The following is a 22663-nucleotide window of genomic DNA, read 5'->3' as shown; positions in this document are numbered from 1 at the left end:
TGACACCTTCCGGAGGAATCGATGGCAACCGCGAGCATCGGCGGGCTGGCCAGTGGCCTGAACACCGCCGACATCATCAGCCAGCTGATGTCCCTCGAAGCCGTGCCGCAGGGCAAGCTGAAGACCAAGCTCGCCACCGAGCAGAGCCGGCTGTCGAGCTACCAGCAGCTCAACGCCCGCCTCGCCACGCTCGGCGGCACCTCGGGCTCGCTCGCCACCTCCTCCACCACCACGGGCACGTGGGCCGCCCTCAAGGCCACCTCGTCCAACACCGCGGTCACCGTCACCGCGACGAACACCGCCTCCCCCAGTGCGTTCACCGTGAACGTCGGGCAGACAGCGCTGAGTCACCAGCTCGCCTTCACCGACGCCCATGCCAAGGGCGACGTCGTCACCGGCGCCGGCACCGACGTGGTGCTCAAGCGGGCCGGGCAGTCCGACGTCACCATCAGCACCACCGGCGGCACCCTCGAGCAGGTCGCCAGTGCCATCAACGCCGCCGACAAGGGCGTCCGCGCGACGCTGGTCAAGGTCGGCACCTCCGGTGGCACCGACCAGTTCCGGCTCCTCGTCGAGTCGACCACGACCGGCAACGCCTCGGCCTTCGACCTGACGGCAGCGGACGGTTCGCCCCTCCTGGGCGGTACGACGGTCCGCGCCGGCCGCGACGCCAGCATCACCATCGGCAGCATCACCGCCACCTCGGCCACCAACACGTTCACCGACGTCACCCCCGGCGTGACGATCACCCTGGGCAGCACCGCGACCGGCAGCGCCGACATCGCGGTCACCCGGGACGCCGCGACCCGCTCCGCGGCAGTGAAGTCGCTGGTCGCCGACGTCAACGGGATGCTCGAGGCGATCGCGACCGCGACCGCCCACAACGCCGATGCCTCCAAGGCCGGCGTGCTGTCGGGCGACAGCACCCTGCGCGCGGTCACCAGTGGGCTGACGACCGCGATCTACCCGGAGGACGGGACCTCGCTCGCGCCGTACGGCATCCAGCTGGACCGCTACGGCAAGCTCACCTTCGACGAGGCGAAGTTCGCCAGCGCCTACGCGGCCGACCCGGACGCGGTGACCGCCGCGATCACCGGCCCCGACGGCTTCGCGGCCCGGGTCCAGGCGGTCGCCACCAGCGCCAGCGACAAGACCAACGGAACCGTCACCGGCGCCGTGAACGGACGCACCGCGGCGATCACCCGGCTCAACAAGAGCATCGCCGACTGGGACGACCGGCTCGAGCTGCGTCGTACCACCCTCGAGCGGCAGTTCACCGCCCTCGAGACCGCCATGTCCCAGATGCAGAGCCAGTCCAGCTGGCTCTCCAGCCAGCTCAGTGCCCTGACCAAGTCCAGCGAGTGAGGACGGACCCATGTACGCGACCCACCGCAACGCCCACTCCGCCTACCGTGACAACGCGGTGGCCACGGCGTCCCCGGCCCGGCTGCTCGTCATGCTCGTCGAGCGCCTCGTGCTCGACGTCGAGCGCGGCCTCGCCGCGCAGCGATCGGGCGAGTGGTCCGAGGCGCACCGTCACCTGCTGCACGCCCAGGACATCGTGCTCGAGCTGGAGCACAGCCTCGACGTCGACAAGATGCCGGCCGGCAAGCAGCTCGCCAGCCTCTACGAGTTCCTGCGCAACCGCCTGGTCCTCGCGAACGTACGACGCGACCCCCGCCTCACGACCGAGAGCCTGACCCTCTCACGACAGCTGTGCGACACGTGGCGCGAGGCCGCGATGGCGGCGGCCGTCTCGTGACCGGACCCCTGACCGGCCCGGAGCAGCCCGACCGACCCGCGTCCTGGGCGGAGGCGCTCGACCGGCTCGAGGCACACGCCGACCACGCCGAGCAGATGCTGCGCGGCGTGCCCGCCGGCGCGACCGGTACGACGCCGGAGCCGTGGCTGCCGCCGACCGACCTGGGCCCGCTGCCCAGTGACCTGGTCCCCCGCGCCCGCGTGCTGCTCGCCCGCCAGCAGCGGCTGATGGCCGCGATCCCCGGCGTGCTCGCGGACAACCGCCGCCAGCAGCAGGTCGCCGACCGGGTGGTCCGAGCGACGACCACGCCCCCGGTGCCGGTCTACCTCGACGTCACCGCCTGAAGCCGAAGGCAGCCGCCATGTCGGGCGCGTCGCGTCCGCTGCCCGGCGCTGCGACGCCCAGCACCTCGGCCAGGAAGCGCGTCAAGGAGTAGTGGGTGAGTGGCGTGTCGACCACCCGGTGGTCGAGGCTCACGTGCAGCACCGCGGTCAGCACGGTGTTCCCGTGGTTGCGGTCGTCCTCGTCGGCCGTCACCACGACCGCGAGACGCCCGCTGGTGAAGTCGTCGCTCGCCAGGACCGGCGCCAGCTGCTCCTCCAACCACGCGTCGGCCGCCGCGAGCGACCCGTCGTGGGCGTCGTGGGTGAGGTCGGGGACGAGCAGGCCGACATCGGGCAGGCCGTCGCCTGCGGCGTCCTCTGCGAAGGACGTCAGGTCGAGGTCGTTCACCAGGCACTGGTCACGTTCGGCCGAGAAGTAGACCCACGGGTTGTGCCGAACCGCGTACCGGGGCGCGGCCACGGACTTGTCCGGGTCGTCCCAGACGTGACAGCTCTGGGGCATGGACTCCTCATAGGTGCGGGCCGTTCGCCCCGCGGCGAGCGCCTCACCGAAGATCGAGGGCGCGTCACCGACGCTGGCTGAGTTGGCGACGGGCGAGCGGTCGTCGGTGATCCCGTACGTCGAGCCGCCCACGATCGCGAGGTAGTTGGGCTCGCTGGGGTGGGTCACCGCGGTCCAGTGGGTCGCGTAGGCGTACTTCTGTGCCAGCGACGCGAGGTACGGCATCCCTGCTCGCATCTGGTCCAGCGAGTGGTTCTCCTCGATGACCACGAGCACCTTCTGCGGGAGGGTGCCCTGCTGGCGGGCCCGCGGCGCTGCCAACGACGGGTCCGGTCCCCCACCGCAGCCGGCCAGGACCAGCGCGACGAGGCCCGTGGCGACGAGCGAGGCTCCCCTCACGCCTCTGCGGGGACACCCACTGCCGGTCATGGCACGACGCTACGCCGGCCGACCTGCACGCAACCTGAACGCGGCGCGAGGAACCGTCAGGCCGCGCGCGAGCGTCGTACCGTCGCGATGATCCGGTCGGCGAGCTGCTCGAGCGGGAGCACGTCGTCGGCGAGTCCGGCGCCGGCGACCGCGCCGGGCATCCCCCACACGACCGAGCTCTCCTCGTCCTGGACGACGATCCGGGCACCGGTCGCCGCGAGCTCCTTCGCGCCGGCGAGGCCGTCCTGGCCCATGCCGGTGAGCACGGCGGCGAGCGCGCCGGCGCCGTACACCTCGACGGCGGAGCGGAAGAGCACGTCGACGGCCGGGCGGCAGAAGTTCTCCTGCGGACCCTGGTCCAGCGCCACGCGTACGCCGGATGCGGACCGCCGCAGCCGCAGATGGAAGTCGCCCGGCGCGATCAGCACCTCGCCCGGGTGCGCCTGCTCACCGTCGACGGCCTCGCGGACGGTCAGTGCACTGACCCTGTCGAGGCGCTGGGCGAGCATCGTGGTGAAGACCGGCGGCATGTGCTGGACGACGAGGACCGGGACGCCGAGGTCGGCGGGCAGCCGCGGGAGCAGCCGGGCCAGGGCGTCGGGTCCGCCGGTCGAGCAGCCGATGAGGAGTGCCGAGACCGGTGCGACGGCGGGGCGCGGCCGTTCGCGTCGGACGACCGGCACGGCGGTGCCCGGCGTGAGCTTGCGGATCCCCGCCAGGGCTCGGATCCGGGGCACCAGCTGGTCGCGGATCGCGGCGATCCCGTCGGCGATCTGGCCGGTGTTGGACGGCTTGGTGACGTAGTCGCTCGCGCCGCGGGACAGCGCGTCCAGGGTCGCCGTCGCGCCGCGCTCGGTCAGCGTCGAGAACATGATCACGGGCAGCCGCGCGTGCTTCTCGCGGATCTGGGTCAGCGCGCCGAGGCCGTCGAGGTTGGGCATCTCGATGTCGAGGGTGACGACGTCGGGGGCGAGCTCGTCGACCATGCGCACGGCCTCGAGACCGTCGCGGGCCACCCCCGCGACCTCGATGTCCGGAGCCTGCCGGAGCGCCGTGGTCACCAGCCGTCGTACCAGTGCCGAGTCGTCGACGACGAGAACCCTGATCTGTGTCACGGCAACCCCATCGGCCCGCGGCTGCTGGGTCTGAGACCTCAGGTCGTCGCGCGCACCGCCGATGGAGCGGGCATGACGACGTCCACCGCCTTCGCGTCCGTCTCGGCGCTCGTCCGCCGGGAGACGTCGATGGTCTACGACGAGGGCAAGGAGTACCTCGTCGAAGCCCGGCTCAACCCGCTTGCCAACGCCCGCGGCCTCGGCCTCGAGGAGTACGTCGCCCGGCTGGCGTTCGACGCCGACGAGCGACGCAAGGTGATCGATGCGCTCACCATCAACGAGACCAGCTGGTTCCGCGACCACACGCCGTACCAGGCGTTCACCGACGCGATGCTGCCGGCGCTGATGGAGAACCGGATGGTCACCCGGCGGCTGCGGATCTGGAGCGCGGCCTGCTCGAGCGGGCAGGAGGCGTACTCGATCGCGATGCTGCTCGACCAGCACCTGCCGGAGGGCTGGAGCTACGAGATCGTCGCCACCGACATCTCCACCGCGATGGTGGAGCGGGTCAGGGCCGGGAGGTACAGCCAGGTCGAGGTCAACCGCGGCCTGCCCGCGACCAGCCTGGTCAGGTACTTCACCCGGGTCGGCCGGGACTGGGAGATCACCGACCGGCTCCGCGAGCGGATCACCGTCAAGCACCTCAACCTCGCGGCGCCGTACCTCGGGCTGGGGACCTTCGACGTGATCTGGCTGCGCAACGTACTTATCTACTTCGACGCCCCCACCAAGCAGGACATCCTGCGCCGGATGCTGCCGATGCTGGCGGACGACGGCTACCTGCTGCTCGGGTCCTCCGAGACCACCCTCGACATGCCGGCCGACCTCGCGGCCGCCTGGCAGCGCGAGCAGATCGGGCGGGTGCCGGCGTACCGCCGCGCCCCTGCCCGGACCACCCTGACCCCGTCCCTCACCAGCACAGGAGCCTGACCGTGCGAGCGATGATCATCGACGACTCCCGGGCGATGCGCAGCATCCTGCGCCGCATCGTCACGGACCTGGACTTCGAGACGAGCGAGGCCGAGCACGGCCAGGCCGCGCTGGACCAGATGCGCGCGGGCGTCGTACCCGACGTGTGCCTGGTCGACTGGAACATGCCGGTGATGGACGGCTACACGTTCATCACCGAGGTGCGCGCGAACCCCGAGTGGCGCGACGTCACGCTGATGATGGTGACCACCGAGAGCGAGCAGCGGCAGATCGTGCGCGCGCTGGCCGCCGGTGCGCACGAGTACGTCATCAAGCCGTTCACGCCGGACGCGATCGTCGACAAGCTCTCGCTCCTGGGACTGGTGCCGGCATGAATCACCCCACGAAGTTCTACTCCTCCGCTTCGCTCCTCCGTACAACTTCGCGGGGACCCCGATGAGCGCGCTGCTGCCGGAGGTCGAGGTGCCCGAGTCCGAGGACGTGCTCGCCGTGACCGAGGACGTGTGGATGGCGCTGCTCGGCGACGACGGGATGCTGCTGCCGCGCGCCGTACCGCCGGGTGCGCCGTTCGACGCCACCGCCTGGTCGGCCGCGACCACCATCAGCGGCGGCTGGCAGGGCGTCGTGACCGTCGAGCTCGACGAGGTCCTCGCCCGCCGGCTGACGACCCGGATGCTCGCCCTGCCTGCCGACGAGGAGGCCAGCGACAGCGACGTGGCCGATGCCGTCGGCGAGCTGGTCAACATGGTCGGCGGCAACGTGAAGAGCCTGATGCCCGGCCCCAGCGTGCTCTCGCTGCCCGCCGTCGCCGCCGGCCGTGCGGCGTTCGCCAGCGACTCCGCCCTCGCCTGCCGCCTCGACCTCGTGTGGCAGGACGCCCCTGTCCGCGTCTCCGTCCACGTCCCCCAGGAAGGTCCCCGATGAAGATCCTGATCGCCGACGACAGCCGCGTGATGCGGCAGATCGTGATCCGCACCCTGCGCCAGGCCGGGCACGGCGGGCACGACATCGTGGAGGCCGAGAACGGCCGGCAGGCGCTCGAGATGGTGCAGAGCGAGGCCCCCGACCTGGTCCTCTCGGACTGGAACATGCCCGAGATGAACGGCATCGACTGCCTCTCCGCGCTGCGCGCCGCCGGATCTCAAGTGGCCTTCGGGTTCGTCACGTCGGAGGGCTCGGAGGAGATGCGCGAGCGTGCTGCATCCGCCGGTGCCGCCTTCCTGATCGCCAAGCCGTTCACCCCGGAGGCGTTCGACGACGCGCTCCGCAGCGTGATCTGAGGTCCGTACCGATGCCCGTCCACCTCCCCCAGCCCAAGCAGCTGCGCGACCTGCTCGCCGACCTCCTCGGCCGCGACGTCACGCTCACCCCGTCGGCCCCGTTCGCCCCCGGACCGGACACGCCCGCCTCGGTGGCGCTGTACGTCGACGACAGCCTGCGGATCAGCGCCCTCATCGCCTGCGACCTGGCGTTCTCGGCGTACTCCGGCGCGGCTCTCGGGCTGATCCCGGTCGGTGACGCCGCCGCCGCGATCGGCGACGGCAAGGTCACCGACGCCATCTCCGAGAACCTCTACGAGGTGCTCAACATCGCGGCCTCGACCTTCAACGTGACCGGCGCCGACCACCTGCGGCTCCACGCCCTGCACCCCGCCGGCCCACCGCTCGACCCGCAGGTACGGATCAGCACGCTCACGCTGGGACGGCGCGAGGACCTCGCGGTCGACATCGCCGGGTACGGGTCGGGGTTGTTGTCCGTCGTGCTGCTCTGATCCGAGCACGGCCTCACCTGTTGGGGGGATGCCCCGAGGGACGGGACCTTCCTATGCTCGGAGGGTGTGGCGTACCTCAGGCGCGCTCGTCCCGATCGAGACGCAGGTGACGGTGCCCGGCCGACCGGTGGGCGCACCGTCGTACCGGGCTGAGCTGCTGCGCACGATGCGGGTCGTCCTCGTCGCCGGGCTGCTGGCCGGCCTGACGATCGGGGTGCTGCTGCGGGTCGCGATGCTGCTCCTGCGCCTCGCCTCCCCCGGCTCGGCCGGACTGGTCTCCGACGACGGGTTCGAGATCGGGCGGGTCACGCCGTTCGGGATCTACAACCTCCTCGCCTTCGGGATCCTCCTCGGCTGCGTCGGCGCGGCGGCGTACGTCGCGGTGGCACCGTTCCTGGTCGGCCCGCCGACGCTGCGACGGCTGACGGTCGGCGTGACGGCGATGCTGCTGGGCGGCACCGCCGTGATCCACGACGACGGCGTTGACTTCACCGCCCTCGACACCGACATCGCGGTCGACCTCTTCCTCGTGGTGCCGTTCCTGTCCGGCCTGGTCGTGTCGTCCGTGGTCGACCTGGTCGACCGTCGGCTCGATCGATGGCCGCCCTGGCTCCCGGTCCTGACGCTGGTGCACCCGCTCATGGTCCTGGCGGTCGGCGTGGTCGCACTGGTCGTGGCCGCACTGCTCCCGGTGCGCCGCGCACTCCTGGCGCCCGTCCTCGCCAGCTCCGGACTCACCTGGATCGTCCGCGGAGCGTTCGCGCTGATCCCGCTCGCCGCAGCGTTCGGCCTGGCGCGCGACCTCCAGGCGGTCCTGGGCTGACGGGACACGACCGGGACAAGGCCGGGGACAAACCGGGGACCTCGGCCCTCCAGAGCGGGACGAGCAGCCTCCTAGCGTCCGCGGCATGACCCCCCAGAACCGCAAGCGAACGTCCCTCCTCGCCCTCGGCGCAGGCCTCCTCACGGCCTCCGTCCTGGCCCTCGCCTCCCCCGCCCAGGCGGCCGGCGAGTGGCAGGACGGCAGCAGCCAGTCCGACACGATCCTCGACTGCTGGACCGGCCAGCCCTCGACCGGCGTCACCGCGAACACCGGGTGGTGGTCGCCGACCGGTGAGGTGCCGAAGGTGGGCGAGCCGTTCCTGCTGCACGGGTACGTCGGCCTGGTCGGGCTGCCGTGCAGCAGCGGCGTGAGCGTCGTACCGGAGCTGCTCTTCGACGAGGCCGCCTTCGGCTACCCGGACGAGCCCGTGAAGTGGGGCATCAACGACATCGACGACCCGACCCCGACCTTCTCGACCGACCCGGTCCAGCTGACCCGCGGCGTCAACGGCGGCATCGCGATCGCCTCGGTCAACGGCCAGGCGATCACCCTCGAGCGCGGCCAGATCTTCGAGTTCCAGGTCCCCGTGGTCGCCAAGCGCGCGCTGAAGGGTACGGCGACGCCGGCTCCCAGCTGCTCCGAGCGGACGGCCGGCATCGCGCCCTGCCCGGTGGCCACCTCCGGTGACCACCTGCAGGTCGCGTTCAAGGTGGCCGGCCACGGCGGCAACAAGAGCTTCGTGACGCCGTACGTCCCGCTCTTCGCAGCCGGCCCCGACGGTGGCGCCGGTGGCGGTGGTGGCAGTCAGCTGGGGAAGGTCCTCTCGACCACCAGCGCGACCTACAAGGTCTCTGCCCGCAAGGTGGGCCGGGCGACCGTCACCGTCCAGGCCAGCGCGGCGCCCACCGGCCAGGTGGTCGTGCGTGACCTCGCCCGCAACGGCCGGGTCGTCGCCCAGGGCACGCTGAGCGCCGGCCACCACGGCGTCCTCACGCTGAAGGTGGCCAAGCTCGGCAAGGGCAAGCACCGGCTGGTGGCGCAGTACACCGGATCGACAGGCGTGCAGCCGTCGAGCGCGGCGGTCCGGAAGATGCGCCTGAAGTGATCCGCGTACGGCGCCCGGCTCCTCGACAGAGGGGTCGGGCGCTGTCGTGGGTAGCCTTCACCCGTGCCCCGGAGCGTCCTCCTGCTCGGCAGCGATCCCGACCTGATCCACCGGGTTCGGGCGGCGCTCTGCTCCGACCCACGCTTCATCGACCTGGGCGACGCGGTGCACGGTGACGGTTCGGCCGCGCCCCTCACCAACCTCTACCCGATCGCGATCGACCCGGTGGAGTGGACCGGCTGGGAGTCGAGGGCCAGCCCGATGCCCGACCCGCGCGCGCTGCGCGCCCTCGTGCTCGAGTGTCGATCGCCGGCCTGGATCGCCGAGGTCGGCGAGCTACTGGCGCAGCGGCTGGACTCAGCCATCTGGTTCGTGGACTCAGCCGACGTGGTCTGGCCCGCAGGCGGGGTCGACCCGGCCCGGATCGCGCTCTGACCGCACCTTGACCCCGCTTCTCCTCCGGGGCTACGTTGCGTCCAACCGATCTGAACACATCCGTTGACAGATACTCGAGGACCCACCCGTGCCCCGGACCGCTCCCACCACGCTGCTCGGCACCGTCTCCAGCCTCGGTACGACGAGCGGCGTCGCCAACATCATCCAGCAGCTGGCGCTGCCGCCGGTGGGCGAAGGCGTGAGCGAGAGCCGGGTGGTGTCGGGGAGTCCACGGCGCTACCCGATGAAGCGGGCGCGGACGACCGGGCAGTACCTCGCGCTCGCGGTGGCCGGCAACGACCAGGACCGCGCCGCCATGCGGGCAGCGGTCGCCGAGGTGCACCGGCACGTCCGGTCGGACGAGCACAGCCCGGTGGCCTACAACGCCAACGCCGCTGACCTGCAGCTGTGGGTGGCGGCCTGCCTGTTCCGGTTCTTCGTCGACCAGCACGTCCTGCTGTACGGCGACCTCGACCGCCCGGCGCTCGACACCCTCGTCAAGCAGGCGAGCCCGCTGGCCACCGGCGTCAACGTCCGCCCCGAGCGCTGGCCGGCGGACTGGGCGGCGTTCGAGGACTACTGGGCGAGCATGCTGCCGCGGCTGGCGATCTCGGAGGAGGTACGACGCGACTTCGAGTCGCTGGCCGACCTCGGGTTCCTGGGCGAGGCCTGGGGCCTGCCGGGACGCCTTCTCTCCAGGACATTCGGGCCGGCGTACCGCTTCATGACGCGCGGCAACCTGCCGCCGTACTTCCGCGAGCTGATGGGCTGGCCGTGGACAGCCAGGGACCAGAAGAACTTCGAGCGCGCCCTGACCGCCCTGCGCTGGGCCGACCGGCTGGGCAACCGGGTCGTGCTGCGGACGGTCTACCGCCTCTACGTCGCCGACTTCCGGATCAGGCGCAGGCTGGGCCTGAAGGTCCTCGGCCGGCTCCGCGTGTCCGACCTGATGGTCCGCGACGGCGGTGGCCGGCGCCGGATAGCCGGGGCTCCTCGGGCCACGGATTCATCACGGGATGTAGCCGAGTCACCGCTTCTGTAGCGGAGTTCCACCGGGGATGGGGGCACTCACCTACATCCCGTGGTGATTCCCACGCCCGAGCCACCATCCCGCAGGGTCGATCGGTCGAGATAGTCAGGACCTAGTCCCACGCGCGGGACCTCAGGTCACCGGCAGCGGCACCGATCAGGCACCCGAGCGACGGATTGCTCACCCTCGCCGATGGACCGGCACCGACTGTCGCACCGACCCCTGACGGGACCGGTGCATCCCCAGGAGATCGACCGTGTCCTTCGCAGCGTCCGACGCCGTCGGCTTCGTGTTGCACTCCGCGATCAACGGGCTGTCCCAGCGGCAGCAGGTGATCGCCGACAACATCGCCAACGTCGACACCCCTGGCTTCCGTGCCCGCAGCGTCGAGTTCGAGTCCGCGCTCACCAGCGCGATCGAGCGCGGCCGCGCCACGACGAGCGACCTCACCGCGACCGTCTCGGCCACGGGCACCCCGGTCGGTGCCAACGACAACAACGTCGACCTCCGCAAGGAGTCGATCGCCGCCATCCAGACGCAGTACCAGTACCAGATCATGGGCCGGGCGATCAGTGACCGCGACTCGCGCCTGAACCTGATGGCCGGAGGTGCGGCCTGATGGGCGCCTTCGACACGCTGCGGATAGCGAACACCGCGCTCGGTGCGCACCAGGTCTGGCTCGACGCGCTGGCCGGCAACATCGCCAACGCCAACACCGTCAAGCCCACCAGCGAGGACGCCTTCCAGGCGACGTACGTCGTCTTCGACCCCCGTGCCGACGGCGGCGTCGACGTCGCGGGCTTCGCCGAGAGCGACCCCGAGGGCCGGATGGTCCACTCGCCGGGGCACCCGCTGGCGGACGAGGACGGGTACGTCCGGCTCCCCGACATGGACATGGCCGCGCAGATGAGCGAGCTGGTCATGGCGCAGCGCGGCTACCAGGCGTCGGTGCAGGTCACGAAGACCGCGCAGGACACCTACAGCGCGGCCCTCCAGATCGGTGCCCGCTGATGGACATCACTCCCCTGCAGTTCCCGTCGGTGTCGAGCGCCAACGCGCTCGGCTCGATCGCCGCGCCCTCGACCGCCGACAAGGTTGCACCGTCGACCGGGCCGGACACCGAGTTCGGCTCGCTGGTCCTCGACGGCCTCGACCGGCTCGAGGGCCTGACCGACAAGGCCGACAACCTGGCCGTCCAGGCCGCCACCGGCAAGCTCGAGAACATCCACGACTACACGATCGCAGCCAGCGAGGCGTCCGTCGCCAGCCAGCTGACGGTCTCCCTGCGCAACCGCGCGGTCGAGGCGTTCAACGAGATCATGCGGATGCAGGTCTGAGGGCGGCTGACCAACGATGCAACAGCGCCTCACGCGATACCTCACGCGCGCCCGCGACACCTTCGGCGGCTTCACGGCCGGGCAGAAGGCCGTCGCCGTCATCGGTACGGCGGCCCTGCTGATCGCCGTCTTCATGGTGTTCCGCTGGGTGTCGACCCCCAGCTACGCCCCGCTGTACTCGAACCTCTCCGGCACCGACGCGAGCGCCGTGATCGAGGAGCTCGACGCCCAGGGAGTGTCGTACAAGATCACCGGCGGCGGCGGCACGATCATGGTGCCGCGCTCGGACGTCTACAGCACCCGGATCACCCTGTCCGGCAAGGGCCTCCCGGCCAGCACCGACGGCGGCTACAGCCTGCTCGACAAGCAGAGTCTGTCGACCTCGGAGTCGCAGGAGCAGACCAACTTCAAGCGGGCGATGGAGGGCGAGCTCTCCAAGACCGTCGAGGCCATCCACGGCGTCTCCACCGCGGTCGTGCACCTCGCCATCCCGGAGAAGCAGGTCTTCACCGACGAGCAGGACCCGCCGACCGCGTCGGTCCTCATCGACACCGAGCCGGGCACCTCGCTGGACGACGGCCAGGTCCAGGCGATCGTGCACCTGGTCGCGTCCAGCATCGACGGCCTCGAGCCGAAGAACGTCACCCTGACCGACGCGAGCGGCAAGCTGCTCACCACCGACGACAGCGCCGACGGCGGCGTCAGCGCCGCCTCCGCACGCACCAAGCAGGTCGAGGCCTTCCAGGACTCGATGCAGGCCGACATCCAGTCCGTGCTCGACCGCGTGCTCGGTCCCGGCAACTCGACGGTCACCGTCACCGCCGACCTCGACTTCGACAAGGCGGTCACCGACAGCCGGACGTACGGCACGAAGGAGAACATCCCGCCGCTGTCGGAGTCCTCGACCAACGAGACGTACGCCGGCCCGGCCAGCGGCGTCGACAAGACCGGTGGCGTCGTCGGTCCTGACGGGCAGATGGACCCGGCCGCGGCCGGCACCGGTGGCGACTCGTCGTACAAGAACACCTCGAAGACCCGCGACAACGCGCTCGACCAGACCGTCGAGCACCGCGAGAAGGCGCCGGGCTCGATCAACACCCTGCACATCGGGGCGGTGCTCGACGCGACCGCCGCTGCGGCCGTCCAGCCGCAGGTGGTCAAGGACCTGATCAGCAACGCGGTCGGCATCAACGCCCAGCGCGGCGACACGATCGACGTCACCACGATGGCCTTCGACCGCAGCGCGGAGAAGTCCGCCGCCGCCGAGCTGAAGGCGGCCCACGCGGCCGACGCGACGGCACGGCGCAACAGCCTGCTGCGCAACATCGGCATCGCCGGCGGCATCGCGCTGATGGTGCTCCTCGCCTGGTTCCAGGCGCGGCGCCGGACGAAGGTCCGCGACGACGCCCGGGCGTACCTGGTCGAGCAGCTGCGCTCCGACGCAGCGAGCCGCACCGCCCAGCTCGAGGCCCCGGCACTGGCTGCCCTCGAGTCCTCCGAGAAGGACGAGGAGGAGTCGATGCGAGACGAGCTCATCGCTCTCGTCGACCGGCAGCCCGACGACGTCGCTGCCCTGCTGCGCGGCTGGCTCGTGGAGCCGCGGCCATGACCCTGATGGCGACGTCCGGCTCCACCCTGGTCTCGATGGGGGTCCGCAAGGCCGCGGTGCTGCTCATCCAGATGGGCAAGGAGCGCGCGGCCCAGGTGATGGCGCACCTCAGCGACGCCGAGGTGGAGGCGATCTCCGGCGAGATCGCCCGCCTGGACGCGGTGTCCGCGAGCGAGACCGCGCAGGTGCTCACCGAGTTCCACGACCTGGCGACCGCGCACGCCCACGTCACGCAGGGTGGCTTCGGGTTCGCCCAGCAGCTGCTCGAGCAGTCGCTGGGTCCCGAGCGGGCCAAGGAGATCATGGAGCGGCTGCACGCGGCCGCGGTCCAGATGCCCTTCCAGTTCCTGCACCGTGCGGATCCCGCACAGCTGCGCAGCTTCATCGCCGACGAGCACCCGCAGGTGATCGCGCTGGTCCTCGCGCACATGGCCGCCGACAAGGCGTCCCTGCTGCTCAGCGGCCTGCCCGCCCACCAGCAGGCCGTGGTCGCGCACCGGATCGCGGTCATGGACCGCACCTCCCCCGAGATCGTGCGCACCGTCGAGGCCGTCCTGGAGCGGAAGCTGTCGTCGATGCTGCAGCCCACCGAGGTCTCCCGGGTCGGCGGCGTCGACCCCCTCGTCAACATCATCAACCGCTCGGACCGCCCGACAGAACGGCAGATCGTCGAAGGGCTCGAGGGCCTCGACCCGGCGCTCGCCGACGAGGTCAAGAGCCGGATGTTCATGTTCGAGGACATCACCGGCCTCGACGACCGCTCGGTGCAGCAGGTGCTGCGCCAGGTCGACACCGCCGAGCTCGCGCTGGCCCTCAAGGGCGTCAGCGACGCCGTGCGCACCAAGATCACGTCGAACCTGTCCGAGCGCGCGGCCGAGAACCTGCTCGAGGAGGTCGAGCTGCTCGGTGCCGTCCGCCTCGCCCAGGTCGAGGAGGCCCAGCAGGGCGTCATCCGCACCATCCGCCAGCTCGAGGAGCAGGGCCAGATCATGGTCCGGCGCGGGAGCGACGATGAGTTCGTCCTCTGAGGTCGTCCGGCCCGGGCTGCCCGAGCTGCGGGTCGGCACCTGGACCCGCCTCGGCGGCGACAGCGTCCTCGGCGACCGGGTGACCGAGTCGCTGCTCGACGGGATCGCCACGGAGGCCCGGGACGCCGCTCGCGCCCAGGGGTACGCCGTCGGCTGGGCCGAGGGCCGTCGTACCGCTGCCGAGCAGGCGGCCGTCGAGGAGGCCAAGCGTGCCGCCATCCAGGCGGACGCAGAGACCCGCCGCGAGGTCGAGCACCGCGCGGCGATCGACGCACTGGGCCAGGCCGCCGAGCAGGTCAGGGGGCTGCTCGACGACCTGGCCCGTGCGGTCGAGGACCAGGCGACCGACCTCGCCTGGTCGCTCACCACCACCCTGGTCGGCACCCAGGTCGCACGCCTGGGCCCGAAGGACGTCGTCACCCGGGTGCTGCAGGTGCTGCCGCCCGGGCCGGTCGGCCGGGTCCGGCTGCACCCGTCCGCCGCCGCGTCGCCGGCCGCGCAGGAGCTGGCCGACCGCGGTCTGGAGGTCGTCGCCGACCCCACGCTCGGCTCGATCGACGCCTTGGTCGAGGGCGTCGACGGCTCGGTCGTCGACCTGCGGATCCGCGAGGCGATGGCCCGGGTCCGGGAGGTGCTGTCATGAGCGTCGACACCGCCGTGCGCGCCCGCCTGCTGGAGGCCGCCGCTCCGCTGCACCTCGGCACCGTCGCCGAGCTGGTCGGCCTGCACCTCGAGGTGCGCGGCCTGCCGGACGTGGCCGTGGGCGACCTCCTCGAGGTCCGTACGACGACCGGCCCGCTGCTCGCCGAGGTCGCCGCGCTGCGTCCCGGCAGCGCGATCTGCCTGCCCCTCGGTACGACGACCGGTGTCCGCGCCGGCGACCTGGTCCGCACGACCGGTGGCCCGCTGCGGATCCAGGTCGGCGAGGCACTCCTCGGTCGCGTGCTCGACGGCCTGGGCCGACCGGTCGACGGTGGCCCGGCGCTCGCGCCGGCCCTCGGCCTGGAGACGGTGTCGACCGAGCTCGCCACCCCCGACGCACTGAGCCGCCCGCGGATCACCGAGCCCCTCGGCACCGGCGTCCGCGCCCTCGACTCCCTCGTCCCGCTCGGCCGCGGTCAGCGCATCGGCATCATGGCCGGATCCGGCGTCGGCAAGTCGTCGCTGCTCTCGATGATCGCCCGCGGCACCGACGCCGCCGTCAACGTGATCGCCCTGGTGGGCGAGCGCGGCCGCGAGGTCCGCGAGTTCATCGACGGCGACCTCGGCCCCGAGGGCCTGGCCCGCTCGGTCGTCGTGGTCGCAACCTCGGACGCCCCCGCCGTCGAGCGGCTCCGCGCGGCGTTCACCGCCACCCGGATCGCGGAGTGGTTCCGCGACGGTGGCCGCGACGTCGTACTGATGATGGACTCGCTCACCCGGGTCGCCATGGCCCAGCGCGAGATCGGCCTGTCCGCCGGCGAGCCGCCCGCCACCCGTGGCTACCCGCCCAGCGTCTTCGGCCTGTTGCCGCGCCTCCTCGAGCGCGCCGGTACGTCGGCCGCCGGCTCGATCACCGGTGTCTACACCGTCCTCGTCGAGGGCGACGACCTCCAGGACCCGATCGGCGACACCGCCCGCTCGATCCTCGACGGGCACGTCGTGCTCTCCCGCGACCTCGCCACCGGCGGTCACTTCCCCGCGATCGACGTGCTCGAATCGATCTCCCGCGTACACCGCGCCGTCACGACGCCCGAGCAGCAACAGGACGCCGGCCGGTTGCGGCGGATGCTCGCCGCGCACCGCTCGGTCCGCGAGCTCGTCGAGATCGGCGCGTACGTCGCCGGTGCGGACGCCGACGCCGACGCGGCCCTCGCCCGGCTGCCCCTGATCGAGGACTTCCTGCGCCAGTCCATGGACGACATCACGCCCCGCGCCGAGGCGTGGGACCGGCTGGCCGCGGTGGTGGCCTCGTGAGCCGCGTGCACCGCGAGGACCGCGGCCTGGCCGCCGTCGCCCGGGTGCGCGAGGTCCGCGAGACCGACAGCCGGATCGGCCTGCAGCGCGTCCTCGCCGAGGAGGCCGCCCTCCTCGGGCGCCTCGCCTCGCTCGAGTCGAGCATCGGCTCCGCGGCCGTGCCGGCCAGCACGACCGCCGCCGAGCTGGTCGCCGCCCGCACGCAGCTGGCCCACGTCGGCATCCTGGTCGGCGAGACCCGCGACCGGGTCGCGACCGCGGAGGTCGTCACCGCCGACTCCCGCGCCCGGTGGGGCGCCGATCGTGCCCGGCTGGCCGCGGTCGAGCACCTCCTCGAGCGCCGGGCCGCGCGTCGTCGTACGGAAGCCGAACGGCGCGCCGCCCGTGACGCCGACGACCTGGCCGCCCAGCGCTGGGCGCGAGGTGATCGATGAGCATCGACAACGTGACCACGCGGATCAGCGAGATCCAGGCCCGGCTGGCGCAGTTCACGACCGTGCGGACCACCTCCAGCACCGGCGGCAGCTTCGCGACCGAGCTGTCCGCGCGGGTGGGCGGCACCGCCACCGCCGGCTCGGTGAGCGGCGACGCCGTCGTCGCCGAGGCCCGCAAGTACGTCGGCCTCCCCTACATCTGGGGCGGCACCGACCCGACCAAGGGCATGGACTGCTCCGGCCTGGTCCAGGTCGTCTACAAGAACCTCGGCTACGACCTGCCGCGGGTGTCCAACCAGCAGGCGAAGGCGGGCACGCCCGTCGCCAGCATGGCCGAGGCGCAGCCCGGCGACCTGCTCGCGTGGGACAACTCCAGCCGCAACAACGGCGTCGACCACATCGCCATCTACATCGGCGGCGGCAAGATGATCGAGGCCCCGCGCACCGGCCTCGACATCCGGGTCGTGGACGTGCCGTCCACGCCCGACGTGATCCGCCGGATCATCGACCAGCCTGCCACCGGCGCCTCCCCGGTCTCCGCGCGGGCCGCCACCGGGACGCCGTACGCCGACCTGATCAACGCCGCCGCCGCCCGCACCGGCGTCCCGGCGAACCTGCTCGCCGCCGTGGCGAAGCAGGAGTCCGGCTTCAACGCCCAGGCCGTCAGCCCGGCCGGAGCGCAGGGCCTGATGCAGCTGATGCCCGGCACCGCGAAGGGGCTCGGCGTGACCAACCCGTTCGACCCGGCCCAGGCGATCGACGGCGGGGCGCGGCTGCTGCGCTCGCTGCTCGACAAGTTCGGGCGCACCGACCTCGCGCTGGCGGCGTACAACGCCGGAGCCGGCGCGGTCTCCCGGTACGGCGGCATCCCGCCCTACCAGGAGACGCAGAACTACGTCCGCAACGTGATGGCGATGGTGAGCTGATGAGCATCACTCCGTTCCTGCCGGGCCTCCCGGCCCCGGTCCCCACCGATCCGGGCGCGCCGGCCACCGGCGACCCCGGCGAGCTGGGGGTCGTGTTCGGCGACGCCCTCGCCGCCGCTCTGCTCGCCACCGTCCCGCTGCCGACCACGCCGGTCGCCGTGCCGACGGCTCCGGGCGCTGCGGTCGCGCCCGCCGCCGCCCAGGTGGCCGCCGCCCCGCTGGTCGCCGCCGCGATCGCGCCGGTGGTCGCACCCGCGACCGCGCCCGGATCCCCGACACCCGAGCCCGCCCCCGCTCCCGCGGAGGAGCCGGTCGCGTCCGCGCCGACCACCCCCGCGCCACCAGCGGCACCGAAGGTCCCGGCCCCGGGCACAGCTGCGGTGGTCGAGGTGCGAGGCCGCCCGCGGCCGAGCCTCGAAACCACCGGATCCGATGCCGGAAGCCAATCCCTCGCGAACCTCCCGGCATCATCACCGGAGGTCTCGAGGCTCGTCGCTGGCGCTCCTCACACCTCGACCGCCGGAACGCCGACGGTCGAGCGGGCCGTGGTCCAGCAGGTCTTCCCCGAGGTCACCCGCCTGGTCACGAGCACCCCTACCGACCGGCCGGGCACGCACCGGATCACCCTGACCCTGCAGCCCGAGCAGCTCGGTGAGGTGCGGGTGACGCTGGTCGTCAAGGACGGCGCGGTGCAGGTGCGCCTGGCCGGCAACGCCAACGACCCGGCCGGCAGCGCGGCCGTGCACCGGGCGCTGAGCGCCGGCGTTCCGGAGCTGCAGCGACTCCTCGAGCGCTCCGGCGCCACCGAGGCCCGGGTGCTGGTCCGCGACCCGTTCAGCCCCACCTCGCCGCAGCCCACCGCACCGAGCGCACCGGTCGCCGCCACCAGCCAGACGAGCGGCAGCACCGTCTCGGCCGACGCCGGCCGCGACGGCGCCTCCACCTGGGACCGCTCCTCGGGCGACCCCGACCAGCGCCGGCACCGACGCGACGTACCGGAACCCCCGCCCCTGGCACCGGTTCCGACCGTCACCACCACCGCGACCACCCCCGCCGGTCAGCTCGACCGGACCCTGTGAGGAGTAAGAGATGTCCGTCTCCAGCACCGAAGGCATCGGCGGCTACGGCGTGACCGGTACGGCGACCTCGGGCGCCACCGGCACGTCCGGTACGTCGAAGGCGGCCGACAAGGACATGTTCCTGCAGCTGATGGTCGCGCAGATGAAGTACCAGGACCCGCTCAACCCCACCGACTCCTCGCAGTTCCTCGCGCAGACGGCGCAGTTCACCGCGCTGGAGAAGATGCAGGACGTCGCCGACCAGACCGCGATGATGCTGAGCACCCAGCTGGCGTTCGGCGCGAGCTCGCTGATCGGCCAGACCGTGCGCTGGTACGACGCCACGGGCGCCGAGCAGTCCGGTGTCGTGCAGGGCACGACCTACCTGGCCTCCGGCCCGGTCCTCAGCGTCGACGGCAAGTCCGTCGCTGTCACCGACGTGATCAGCGTCGGCACCGCACCCACGATCCAGGCGCCCACCACCAGCGGTGGTGGCACCTACGTGCCGCCCAGCGGCACTCCGTCCACCACCGCCCGAACCGCCTGACCCGCAGAAGGAGAACCACCATGCTTCGCTCGCTCTTCGCCGGCATCTCCGGCCTCCGCGTGAACCAGACCATGCTCGACGTCACCGGCAACAACATCGCCAACGCCAACACCACGGGCTTCAAGTCGAGCACGACCGTCTTCTCCGACACCCTCAGCCAGATGCTCACCGCCGCCTCGGGCGGCAACGCCGAGCGTGGTGGCACCAACCCGATCCAGATCGGCCTCGGCGTCCAGCTCGCCGCGACCATGGCCAACTTCGGCCAGGGCTCCGCGCAGCTCACCGGCCGCCCGACCGACGTGATGCTGCAGGGCGACGGCTTCTTCGTGCTGCGTGACGGCGCGGAGGACGTCTACACCCGCGCCGGCGCGTTCACCTTCGACCAGACCGGGGTCCTCGTCGCGCCGAGCGGCATGCGGGTGCAGGGCTATGCCCTCGACGCCGCCGGCCTGCCCACCGGCGGTGCGGTCGACGTCGACCTCAACATGATCAACGCGACGCTGCCGGCCGGCGTGAACCTGACGTCGTACTCGATCGGCGCGGACGGCAAGGTCCGCGGCGTGTTCTCCGACGGCGTGCAGCGCGACATCTGCCAGCTGGCCGTCGCGGACTTCACCAACCCGATGGGCCTGGAGAAGATCGGCGACACCGCCTTCCGCGAGTCCGCCAACTCCGGCGCCGTGCAGCTCGGCGTCGCCGGCCAGGGCCAGCGCGGCCAGATCATGGCCGGTGCGCTGGAGATGTCGAACGTCGACCTGTCGGCCGAGTTCACGAACCTGATCCTGGCCCAGCGCGGCTTCCAGGCCAGCTCGCGGGTGATCACGACCAGCGACCAGGTGCTCGAGGAGCTCGTCAACATCAAGCGCTGACGCCGAACAGTCCCAAGCGCTCAGGGTCTCGGGACCCTGGCCGATGGGACCTGCGGAACGCCACGGACGGCGCTCCCCATCGATCCACGCACACGGAGGTGCCGCGGTGATCTCGCTGACCCGACTCTCGGGGACCACGTTCCTGCTGAACGCCGACCTGATCGAGCGCGTCGACTGCACCCCGGACACCGTGGTGACCCTGGTCGACGGCACCAAGTACATCGTGGCCGAGTCCCTCGACGACGTGCGCGACGCCGTCATCGACTACCGCTCGGCCATCGTGGCGCGTGCGGCCCTGCCGGACGCGTCCACCGTCGCGCCGGTACGTACGCACCAGGGCCGACTGTCCGCCGTACCCCCGCGAGGAGTGACCCCGTGAAGGACATCGCAACCCCCGTCGGCATCGTCGTCGGCCTGGTGATCATCGTCGCGGCCAACGTCCTCGAGGGCGGCAACCCGATGAGCCTCCTGCTCCTGCCGCCGATGCTCCTGGTGCTGGGCACGACGGTCATGGTCACGGTCGCGGGCGGCACGATGAGCGACGCCAAGAGCGCGATCAAGGACATCAAGCGCGCGTTCACCGGGTCCGTCGAGCCGGCCGAGGCCCTGGTCCCGCAGGTCGTCTCGCTCGCCGAGCGGGCCCGCCGCGAGGGCCTGCTGGCCCTGGAGGACAGCCTGCGCGAGATCGACGACCCGTTCCTGGTCAAGGGCGTCACGATGGCCATCGACGGCACCGACCCCGAGGACGTCCGCGACATTCTCGAGGCCGAGCTGCGGGCCAAGAAGCGCGACGACAAGCAGGCCGCGAAGTTCTTCGGCGACGCCGGCGCCTACGCGCCCACCATCGGCATCATCGGCACCGTCATGGGCCTGGTGCACGTGCTGGAGAACCTCGCCACCCCCGACGAGCTCGGCCACCTCATCGCCGGCGCCTTCGTCGCCACCTTGTGGGGCGTCATGTCGGCCAACGTGATCTGGCTGCCGATCTCGAGCCGGCTCAAGCGGCTCGGCGAGCTGGAGTGCGCGCGGATGGAGGTCGCCATCGAGGGCGTCGCCGCCATCCAGGCCGGCGCCAACCCGCGCCTGGTCGCGGAGAAGCTGCGCTCCCTGCTGCCGACCGGCACCGTCGAGCGCGAGGCCGCCTGATGTCCTCCGGCAAGGCGGGCAAGGGCGCCGGGCCGCCCCGACGGCGTCACCACGACGAGGACCACGAGGAGCACGGGGCCGGGCACGAGCGCTGGCTGGTCACGTACGCCGACATGGTGACCCTGCTGATGGTGCTGTTCATCGTCATGTTCGCGATGTCCACCGTCGACGAGAAGAAGTACGAGCAGCTCAAGGACGGGCTCGCCGTCGGCTTCGGGCGCGAGCAGTCGATCCTCAACGGCGCCAGCCCGATCAGCAACGCCAAGGGCGCGAGCGACCCCGGCGAGGCGTCGTACGAGATGCTGCTGGCGCAGGTCCCCGAGCCCCAGCGCGAGACCGTCACGAAGATCCTGCAGGAGTCCGACCGGCTCAAGAACGAGCGCGCCCAGGGCGCCGCCCGCGCCGAGGTCGACCGGCTGCTCGAGGTCTGGAAGAAGATCGACAAGGCGCTGCGCGACCAGGGCCTGCGCGACGACGTCCGCGCCACCATCGACGAGCGCGGCCTGGTCGTCAGCCTGGTCTCCCAGCACGTCGTGTTCGAGCCCGACATCGCCGAGCTGACCGACCGCGGCCGCCGCGTCGTCGACACCATCGCACCCGTGCTGGCCGGGCTGACCGAGCCGATCGAGCTCGACGGGCACACCAACCAGGAGCCCGTGAAGCCGCGCTACTACCCCTCCGACTGGGAGCTGTCGCTGGCCCGCGCGGCCAACGTGCTGCACCGGCTCGAGGACGACCACGGCATCGCCACCCGCCGGCTGCGCGCCACCGGCTACGGCCACACCAAGCCGCTGGTCGATCCCGCCCGGCACGGCTCGCAGCGGGTCAACAAGCGCGTCGACATCCTCGTGCTCAGCCAGCAGCCCGCCGAGACCCGCGCCCTGATGGGTGAGGCGTACGCCGAGCTGCGCCGCGAGGCCGGCCTCGACGGACTGCCCGTCGACCCCGCCGGCGACGGCACCGGCTCGGACCCCGCCGCGGCCGGCGTACCCACCCGCCCGCGCACCGACGACAGCAGAGAGGACCAACCGTGACCACGACCATGAACCCACCCACGGCCACCGCGGAGAACGCGGCCGCCAAGGGCGGCAAGGGCCGCATGATCGGCATCGCCGTCCTCCTCCTCGCCCTGCTCGGCGGCGGCGCCTGGTTCTTCGTGCTCAAGCCGAGCGGCGACACCGGCCCCAAGCCCGGCGACGTCGTCACGCTCGAGGCGATCCAGGTGAACCTCGCCGGCGGCCACTACCTGCGTCTGGGCATGGCGCTCCAGCTGACCGAGGGCACCAAGGAGGCCGACGGCAGCAAGGCGCTCGACGCCGCCATCACCGTGTTCAGCGGGCTGCCCGTCGGCGAGGTCAACAAGCCCGACATCCGCGAAGCTCTGCGCAAGCAGCTGCTCGACCGCCTCAAGGATCGCTACGACCACGAGGTGATGGAGGTGTACTTCACCGAGTACGTCACGCAGTAGCCGACGTACCACGCACCGCCCCGGGACCCTCCCCGGGAC

General features: G+C 72.0%; 30 protein-coding genes. 28 read left to right on the top strand and 2 right to left on the bottom strand.

Annotation, left to right across the window (positions count from 1 at the left end):
• The first annotated feature begins 21 nt into the window (after positions 1–21).
• Genes fliD through ACZYRU_RS04720 form a run of 3 tightly spaced genes read left to right on the top strand, consistent with a single transcriptional unit; the run spans position 22 to position 2106 of the window.
• Positions 22–1365, top strand: coding sequence for a flagellar filament capping protein FliD (gene fliD, locus ACZYRU_RS04730; RefSeq protein ID WP_488955923.1), 1344 nt, complete (start codon positions 22–24; stop codon positions 1363–1365).
• 10 nt (positions 1366–1375) lie between these two features.
• Positions 1376–1762: a flagellar export chaperone FliS gene (fliS, locus tag ACZYRU_RS04725; RefSeq protein ID WP_488955922.1), complete on the top strand. Its 387-nt coding sequence runs from the start codon at positions 1376–1378 to the stop codon at positions 1760–1762.
• Positions 1759–2106 (top strand): hypothetical protein, encoded by a 348-nt coding sequence (locus ACZYRU_RS04720; protein ID WP_488955921.1) that lies wholly within the window; start codon positions 1759–1761, stop codon positions 2104–2106. Before fliS ends, ACZYRU_RS04720 begins: the two co-directional genes overlap by 4 nt.
• Here the strand turns inward: ACZYRU_RS04720 and ACZYRU_RS04715 are convergent.
• Together ACZYRU_RS04715 and ACZYRU_RS04710 are read right to left on the bottom strand one after the other, a co-directional pair.
• A complete protein-coding gene (locus ACZYRU_RS04715; protein WP_488955920.1) occupies positions 2096–3007 on the bottom strand; it encodes an alkaline phosphatase family protein in 912 nt (303 codons plus the stop codon). The genes ACZYRU_RS04720 and ACZYRU_RS04715 overlap by 11 nt on opposite strands.
• 86 nt (positions 3008–3093) lie before the next feature.
• The gene (locus ACZYRU_RS04710) at positions 3094–4152 is read right to left on the bottom strand and encodes a protein-glutamate methylesterase/protein-glutamine glutaminase (RefSeq protein WP_488955919.1); all 1059 of its coding nucleotides are present in this window, start codon (positions 4150–4152) and stop codon (positions 3094–3096) included.
• A gap of 72 nt (positions 4153–4224) precedes the next feature.
• Between ACZYRU_RS04710 and ACZYRU_RS04705 the strand changes: the two genes are divergently transcribed.
• The 25 genes from ACZYRU_RS04705 to ACZYRU_RS04585 all read left to right on the top strand — a co-directional run bounded on the left by ACZYRU_RS04705 (position 4225) and on the right by ACZYRU_RS04585 (position 22624).
• Entirely contained in the window at positions 4225–5082 is an 858-nt protein-coding gene (locus tag ACZYRU_RS04705; protein ID WP_488955918.1) for a CheR family methyltransferase, read from the top strand.
• An 11-nt stretch (positions 5083–5093) separates the two neighbouring features.
• Positions 5094–5456, top strand: coding sequence for a response regulator (locus ACZYRU_RS04700; protein ID WP_203043953.1), 363 nt, complete (start codon positions 5094–5096; stop codon positions 5454–5456).
• 61 nt (positions 5457–5517) lie between these two features.
• A complete protein-coding gene (locus ACZYRU_RS04695) occupies positions 5518–6006 on the top strand; it encodes a chemotaxis protein CheX (RefSeq protein ID WP_488955917.1) in 489 nt (162 codons plus the stop codon).
• Positions 6003–6362 (top strand): response regulator, encoded by a 360-nt coding sequence (locus ACZYRU_RS04690; RefSeq protein WP_488955916.1) that lies wholly within the window; start codon positions 6003–6005, stop codon positions 6360–6362. Before ACZYRU_RS04695 ends, ACZYRU_RS04690 begins: the two co-directional genes overlap by 4 nt.
• Positions 6363–6373: 11 nt before the next feature.
• Positions 6374–6853, top strand: coding sequence for a hypothetical protein (locus tag ACZYRU_RS04685; protein WP_488955915.1), 480 nt, complete (start codon positions 6374–6376; stop codon positions 6851–6853).
• 64 nt (positions 6854–6917) lie between these two features.
• The gene (locus tag ACZYRU_RS04680) at positions 6918–7676 is read left to right on the top strand and encodes a hypothetical protein (RefSeq protein ID WP_488955914.1); all 759 of its coding nucleotides are present in this window, start codon (positions 6918–6920) and stop codon (positions 7674–7676) included.
• 85 nt (positions 7677–7761) lie between these two features.
• The gene (locus ACZYRU_RS04675) at positions 7762–8781 is read left to right on the top strand and encodes an Ig-like domain-containing protein (RefSeq protein WP_488955913.1); all 1020 of its coding nucleotides are present in this window, start codon (positions 7762–7764) and stop codon (positions 8779–8781) included.
• 63 nt (positions 8782–8844) lie between these two features.
• The gene (locus tag ACZYRU_RS04670) at positions 8845–9216 is read left to right on the top strand and encodes a hypothetical protein (RefSeq protein WP_488955912.1); all 372 of its coding nucleotides are present in this window, start codon (positions 8845–8847) and stop codon (positions 9214–9216) included.
• 88 nt (positions 9217–9304) lie between these two features.
• Positions 9305–10258, top strand: a complete 954-nt coding sequence (locus ACZYRU_RS04665) for an oxygenase MpaB family protein (RefSeq protein WP_488955911.1) — start codon at positions 9305–9307, stop codon at positions 10256–10258.
• Between the two features lie 244 nt (positions 10259–10502).
• Positions 10503–10865 (top strand): flagellar basal body rod protein FlgB, encoded by a 363-nt coding sequence (gene flgB / locus ACZYRU_RS04660; protein ID WP_488955910.1) that lies wholly within the window; start codon positions 10503–10505, stop codon positions 10863–10865.
• Positions 10865–11257 carry a flagellar basal body rod protein FlgC gene (locus ACZYRU_RS04655; protein WP_488955909.1) on the top strand — a complete coding sequence of 131 codons (393 nt, stop codon included), beginning with the start codon at positions 10865–10867 and terminating at the stop codon, positions 11255–11257. The genes flgB and ACZYRU_RS04655 overlap by 1 nt, the downstream gene beginning before the upstream one ends.
• Positions 11257–11583, top strand: a complete 327-nt coding sequence (gene fliE / locus ACZYRU_RS04650; protein ID WP_488955908.1) for a flagellar hook-basal body complex protein FliE — start codon at positions 11257–11259, stop codon at positions 11581–11583. Before ACZYRU_RS04655 ends, fliE begins: the two co-directional genes overlap by 1 nt.
• Before the next feature lie 16 nt (positions 11584–11599).
• Positions 11600–13192, top strand: a complete 1593-nt coding sequence (gene fliF / locus ACZYRU_RS04645; RefSeq protein ID WP_488955907.1) for a flagellar basal-body MS-ring/collar protein FliF — start codon at positions 11600–11602, stop codon at positions 13190–13192.
• Positions 13189–14220 (top strand): flagellar motor switch protein FliG, encoded by a 1032-nt coding sequence (gene fliG, locus ACZYRU_RS04640; RefSeq protein WP_488955906.1) that lies wholly within the window; start codon positions 13189–13191, stop codon positions 14218–14220. Before fliF ends, fliG begins: the two co-directional genes overlap by 4 nt.
• Positions 14204–14863, top strand: a complete 660-nt coding sequence (locus ACZYRU_RS04635; protein WP_488955905.1) for a FliH/SctL family protein — start codon at positions 14204–14206, stop codon at positions 14861–14863. Before fliG ends, ACZYRU_RS04635 begins: the two co-directional genes overlap by 17 nt.
• Positions 14860–16176 (top strand): FliI/YscN family ATPase, encoded by a 1317-nt coding sequence (locus ACZYRU_RS04630; protein WP_488955904.1) that lies wholly within the window; start codon positions 14860–14862, stop codon positions 16174–16176. The genes ACZYRU_RS04635 and ACZYRU_RS04630 overlap by 4 nt, the downstream gene beginning before the upstream one ends.
• Positions 16173–16610 carry a flagellar FliJ family protein gene (locus ACZYRU_RS04625; protein ID WP_488955903.1) on the top strand — a complete coding sequence of 146 codons (438 nt, stop codon included), beginning with the start codon at positions 16173–16175 and terminating at the stop codon, positions 16608–16610. Before ACZYRU_RS04630 ends, ACZYRU_RS04625 begins: the two co-directional genes overlap by 4 nt.
• Positions 16607–17536, top strand: a complete 930-nt coding sequence (locus ACZYRU_RS04620; RefSeq protein ID WP_488955902.1) for a transglycosylase SLT domain-containing protein — start codon at positions 16607–16609, stop codon at positions 17534–17536. Before ACZYRU_RS04625 ends, ACZYRU_RS04620 begins: the two co-directional genes overlap by 4 nt.
• On the top strand, positions 17536–18615 hold the full coding sequence (locus ACZYRU_RS04615; RefSeq protein WP_488955901.1) for a flagellar hook-length control protein FliK: 1080 nt from the start codon (positions 17536–17538) through the stop codon (positions 18613–18615). The genes ACZYRU_RS04620 and ACZYRU_RS04615 overlap by 1 nt, the downstream gene beginning before the upstream one ends.
• Positions 18616–18625: 10 nt before the next feature.
• The gene (locus ACZYRU_RS04610; protein WP_488955900.1) at positions 18626–19141 is read left to right on the top strand and encodes a flagellar hook assembly protein FlgD; all 516 of its coding nucleotides are present in this window, start codon (positions 18626–18628) and stop codon (positions 19139–19141) included.
• A 20-nt stretch (positions 19142–19161) separates the two neighbouring features.
• A complete protein-coding gene (locus ACZYRU_RS04605) occupies positions 19162–20010 on the top strand; it encodes a flagellar hook-basal body complex protein (protein WP_488955899.1) in 849 nt (282 codons plus the stop codon).
• Between the two features lie 106 nt (positions 20011–20116).
• On the top strand, positions 20117–20389 hold the full coding sequence (locus ACZYRU_RS04600) for a flagellar FlbD family protein (protein ID WP_488955898.1): 273 nt from the start codon (positions 20117–20119) through the stop codon (positions 20387–20389).
• Entirely contained in the window at positions 20386–21156 is a 771-nt protein-coding gene (locus ACZYRU_RS04595; protein WP_488955897.1) for a motility protein A, read from the top strand. The genes ACZYRU_RS04600 and ACZYRU_RS04595 overlap by 4 nt, the downstream gene beginning before the upstream one ends.
• Positions 21156–22190 carry a flagellar motor protein MotB gene (locus ACZYRU_RS04590; RefSeq protein WP_488955896.1) on the top strand — a complete coding sequence of 345 codons (1035 nt, stop codon included), beginning with the start codon at positions 21156–21158 and terminating at the stop codon, positions 22188–22190. The genes ACZYRU_RS04595 and ACZYRU_RS04590 overlap by 1 nt, the downstream gene beginning before the upstream one ends.
• Entirely contained in the window at positions 22187–22624 is a 438-nt protein-coding gene (locus ACZYRU_RS04585) for a flagellar basal body-associated FliL family protein (RefSeq protein WP_488955895.1), read from the top strand. The genes ACZYRU_RS04590 and ACZYRU_RS04585 overlap by 4 nt, the downstream gene beginning before the upstream one ends.
• Positions 22625–22663 lie beyond the last annotated feature (39 nt).

The sequence above is a fragment of the Nocardioides sp. F233 genome (assembly GCF_057813895.1).
Note: the sequence above shows the minus strand (reverse complement) of the source record. Positions and strands in the feature narration are given on the sequence as shown.